General features: G+C 57.8%; 4 protein-coding genes. All 4 read left to right on the forward strand.

The window, feature by feature from the left end; all coding sequences use genetic code 11:
* The coding region (locus EN879_RS25420) for a peptidoglycan-binding protein (protein WP_206521001.1) at positions 1 to 372 on the forward strand (372 nt) is incomplete at its 5' end.
* Between the two features lie 534 nt (positions 373 to 906).
* Positions 907 to 2043: a patatin-like phospholipase family protein gene (locus tag EN879_RS25425; protein ID WP_082826781.1), complete on the forward strand. Its 1137-nt coding sequence runs from the start codon at positions 907 to 909 to the stop codon at positions 2041 to 2043.
* Positions 2040 to 3062, forward strand: coding sequence for a cyclic GMP-AMP synthase DncV-like nucleotidyltransferase (locus tag EN879_RS25430; protein ID WP_063170749.1), 1023 nt, complete (start codon positions 2040 to 2042; stop codon positions 3060 to 3062). The genes EN879_RS25425 and EN879_RS25430 overlap by 4 nt, the downstream gene beginning before the upstream one ends.
* A gap of 12 nt (positions 3063 to 3074) precedes the next feature.
* Positions 3075 to 4449, forward strand: a 1375-nt coding sequence (locus tag EN879_RS25435; protein WP_206521002.1) for a ThiF family adenylyltransferase, incomplete at its 3' end; no start/stop codon positions are given.

A 4449-nucleotide genomic window follows, 5' to 3' on the forward strand; every position in this document is an offset into this window, starting at 1 on the left:
TCACACAGCAGCCACAGCTCGCACAGCAGCCACCGATCGTCGGCAGGCGGCACATACTACCCGCCGCCAGCGCCCGTCTATCAGGCGCCGGCACCGGTCTATCAAGCACCGACCTACCAGCCGCCCACAACTGCGCCGGCGGCTCCAGCGCCTTTAGTCGTGCTTCCCGGCAACGCCAACAAATTCAAGGAAATCGTTCTTCAGGTCCAATTCGCCATGCTGTCGTTCGGCTACTACAATGGCGAACTGGACGGCAAGATGAGCCCGGAGATGAGGGCTGGCCTTGAAAAAATGCAGTCTGACTACAACCTCAAAGTTACGGGTACCATTACACCCGAGACGTTGAACGCTTTGCGGATTACTGCCGAGTAAGCGCTCAGTGACCAACTCCATTATGGGACGCTTCTAGGGTTCGCGCCGCAGGCCAAAGTGATATAACCCTTCGCCCAGTTTGGGCCACCGAATAGAATGTCTACTTTCTGCCAGGAGCGGCCATCTCAGCATGCGGTACGGAATGACCGGATTGGGGGCCGGGAGGAGACCGTCCGCTGGCGGGCGTCTTGACCGAACAGCTGCCATTCGGACAGCCAACCCACTACACTCGAAACGGCGGCACTGATGTCTCGCCGGAATCGGCCACTAGAATCAGTATACGTGATGGCGGCTTCGCGCCAATAGCTGCTATTTCCAAAGATCGTCCTCATCGTAGGTTAGGGCGCCGAATCGTACGACCGAATTCGAAGGCACCATTTCATCTTACAACATATTTCGTCGCCTCGAATTTGCGCGACGTTATAAATCATACTTGAGCATGGTATGTTCTCGGAATGAGGGAAGAATCGGGATACTTTAGATTTCTGACGCACAATCCGTAGCTCGCAGGGAATAAAAAAGGCATCCATTTCAATGGAAGAAGCTGCTGAACTTACAACTCCCGTTGGAAGGCCCTTCAGAGTCCTGTGCCTCGACGGCGGCGGTATGCGTGGCATCTACACTGCGGCGTTTCTCGATCGCTTGCTCGATCAATATCGCAGGACACGCGGGGAGGAACATCTCGACCTGGGCGGCGGCTTCGATCTCATCGCTGGAACGAGCACGGGGGCCATCATCGCCTGCGCCGCGGCAATCGGCCGCCCTATGAGCGATCTAGTCAGGCTCTACCAAGTCTGGGGCAGGAAGATTTTCCCCGAGCGCATTACCGAGAGCAGAGTAAAGCTCATTGCCCGTATAGCGAAGGGTGGCAGCATAGTCAGAGCCGGCGATGCAGCGCTGCGGGAAGCCCTCAGGGTGGAGCTCGGAGACATCACCATGCTCGATGTCTACAGGAAGCGAGGGATTTCGCTTTCGATCCCCACGGTGGCCATGAGCACCCACCGGGCGTGGGTTTTCAAGAAGACGAAGACGAGCGGAGTCCGCGATGACAATTATAAGCTAGTCGATATCTGCTTGGCCTCAAGCGCGGCGCCGATCTACCGGTCCCTGGCGGCGATAAAGAACCCCGACAGCAAGCACGAGCAGATTGAGGTTTTTGCAGACGGTGGATTGTGGGCGAACAACCCAGTCATGGTGGGGATGCTGGATGCGCTAATGAACGCTGACGAGGGACAGCCCATCCAGATATTCTCCTTGGGCACATGCTCTCGACCTGAGGGAGAGGAGATTTCGTCGACACAAGTCCACAGGTCGATGCTCCAGTGGAAGCTGGGTGCCGATGTCGCGCCGCTTAGCATCACGGCCCAGGAGTTCGCCTTTGATAATATGGCCCGCATGTTCGCCAATGTTTTGAGCAAATGCGGCAGGGAGGTGCACCACGTTCGCTTTCCGCAGCAGAAAATCCCGGCCTCGAAACTCGAGTATCTCGGTCTCGACGACAGTAGGTCGGAGGCGATGAATGCGCTCTTGAGCCAGGCGTCGACGGACGCCGACATGGTCAAGAGTGCCTGTGATGATCCTCGGAACCCGCAGGGTCAATTGATCCACAATCTCATGATGTCTCTGCCTACGATGCCGGAGGCAGGCGTACCCAAGGAGTTTTTCGAATGAGAGATTGCCATCTCCAATTAGCGAAATACCAGCGTGACGAGGTGCGGCTTCCGAATGACAGCCGCAAAGGCATCTTCACCAAGGCAAAGACCAACCGGAAGCGGCTGAAGGACGGCCTAGCCGCCAACAACGATCCGACCCCGATCGGACAGCGGACTCAGGGCTCCTACGCGATGCGCACAATGATCGTCGAAAAGGGCGAAGACTATGACATCGACGACGGCGTCTATTTCAAGAAGGAGGACCTCGTCGGGTCGAAAGGAGCTGACAAGTCACCCCTCGCGGCCCGTGAAATGGTGTGCAACGCTTTGCAGGACGATCGTTTCAAAGACTCGCGAGAAGTCCTCAAGAACTGCGTGCGGGTCTATTACCACGAGGGTTACCACATCGACGTGCCCGTCTACCGCCACGTCGTTGTGAAGGACGCCTGGACCGGAAAGGAGTCTGACCACTACGAGCTGGCTAGCTCCAGCTGGAAGCGATCGGATGCGTTGGCAGTGACTTCGTGGTTCCAGGACTTCAACAAGAACAATTGCGCCAATGCGTCCAAGGACGGCGATAAGGGACAGTTTGTTGAAGTAGTCAGGCTTCTCAAAGCCTTTGCGCGGAGCCGCTCAAGCTGGAAGGGAAAGATTTCGAATGGATTCGTCATCTCGAAGCTCGTGGCCGATCATTGGGCCGAGGTTGCTGACCACGATGACAAGACGCTTCGCAATATCGCGAAGGCGATTAGGGACACGCTTGCCTGGAAACAGGTGGTCAAGCATCCGGTTCTTGACGATAACATTATCGAGGACGGCAATGCGAAGGCCAAGTTCCTCCACGACAAACTCGATGAGAACCTCAAGCATCTCGACGTTCTCGACGAATGGGACTGCGACCACGCGAAAGCGATGAGCGCCTGGGACAAGTTCTTCAATACGGACTGGTTCTCCCAGCAGCCCGACCCGGATGGGGCAAAGTCCCTCACCCAGAAAGTAGGTCCGGCGGTCAAGCGGGGTGAGACACGGTACGCCTGAGCGCGCGGTCCATTGCTCACCATCGCTCAGGCCATTGACGCTGTCTCGGCGCTCTTCGAGGCCTATCGGCCGGAGTACAGGGGATATCGCGCCTGCGAGGATGCCAAAGGGCGACCGACGGGCCGTCATCTGTGGTTGTTCGAGGTGTGGGGCCAGGATCTGTCCATCGTGGCCGACGCCGCGTTCCCGTATTCGCGACCGAACGCCTATATCATCAACTACGACGTCCAGCGAAACCTGCCGCATGTCGAGCTTGATGGCCGCTTATGCCTGACGAAGGTTGAGTTTACTACCGATCCGGCAGATGCCGCCCGGCAGGTGCTGGCGGAAGCCCTCGAGCTCCTTTATGCGCATCAGACAGGGTCTGAAGACGAGGATCTCAAGGAAGACTTCACCAACTACTGGAGCCAACGTGCTCATGTCGGCAGCCCGACGCTCTCGTTGCTCTACGAGGAACGTGCATCGACAGGGTCATATCTCCTGACTGGCAACGAGGTCTTTGTATTTGCCAGCAAGGAATTGATGCTTCGGTGGTGGGGGAATCGGAACGGGGAGGCACCCAAGCATACGAATGCCGCCCTTTTCGTCGAGCTCAAGAAGTTCCCTTTGCCGTCCGAGTTTCCCACGGATTCTTTAGGCCTTGTCAAACTCCTCCAGACGCACGCCGTCGATGGTGGAGAGGCATTGTTGAAGGCTGTGAGTGCGGTGCCGAATGGGATCGTCTTGGTGCTAGTCGGCGTTGCGCCTTCCGGCCGCCGCCAATTTGCGGGTGTCCGCCTGCTGAAAACTCTTCCTCCGCAGAAGAAGGGCTCTCGACGGAAGCCGAGGCTCAAGCTTCGACCCCGTGACAAACTCGCCGTGGGCGACCTTCTCGAGCACTATACCATTCAGCGCCTGCGGACTTCACTGCTTGACAGTTCGGCGTCCCGCAGCATCGTCGACCTGACCAATATCGCCGACAAGAGAGTAGTCGTAGTCGGATGTGGCGCTGTCGGCGCGGGCGTCGCGCGCCTACTCGCGAAGGCAGGCGTCGGACGCTTAGATCTCGTTGATCACGAGACTCTTGGCTGGGAGAACATTCGACGTCATGAGCTTGGTGGCCGTAGCGTCCGCCATTCGAAGCCGGAAGCCTTAGCATCGGACCTACGACAAGACTTGCCGGAGGTGGTCGAAGTGAGGGCTTTCTCGAAAACCATCCAGGACCTCGTCGTGTCCGGGAGCGACATATTGAAGGGTGCGGACCTCATCGTGGCCACTACGGGATCCTTGCACGCCGACAACTACATCGCCGAGCTCGCGCGGCACGGGACTCCACCGATAGCCGTGGTGTTTGGCTGGATGGAGGCATGGGGGGTGGCCGGGCACGCGTTACTGCTGTCGGGAGATG

Source organism: Mesorhizobium sp. M7A.F.Ca.AU.002.02.1.1 (assembly GCF_003998535.1).
Classification (GTDB): domain Bacteria; phylum Pseudomonadota; class Alphaproteobacteria; order Rhizobiales; family Rhizobiaceae; genus Mesorhizobium; species Mesorhizobium ciceri.

Coding starts and splice junctions, on each gene's coding strand:
- EN879_RS25425 (WP_082826781.1), top strand. CDS start 907: ATGGAAGAAGCTGCTGAACTTACAACTCCCGTTGGAAGGCCCTTCAGA.
- EN879_RS25430 (WP_063170749.1), top strand. CDS start 2,040: ATGAGAGATTGCCATCTCCAATTAGCGAAATACCAGCGTGACGAGGTG.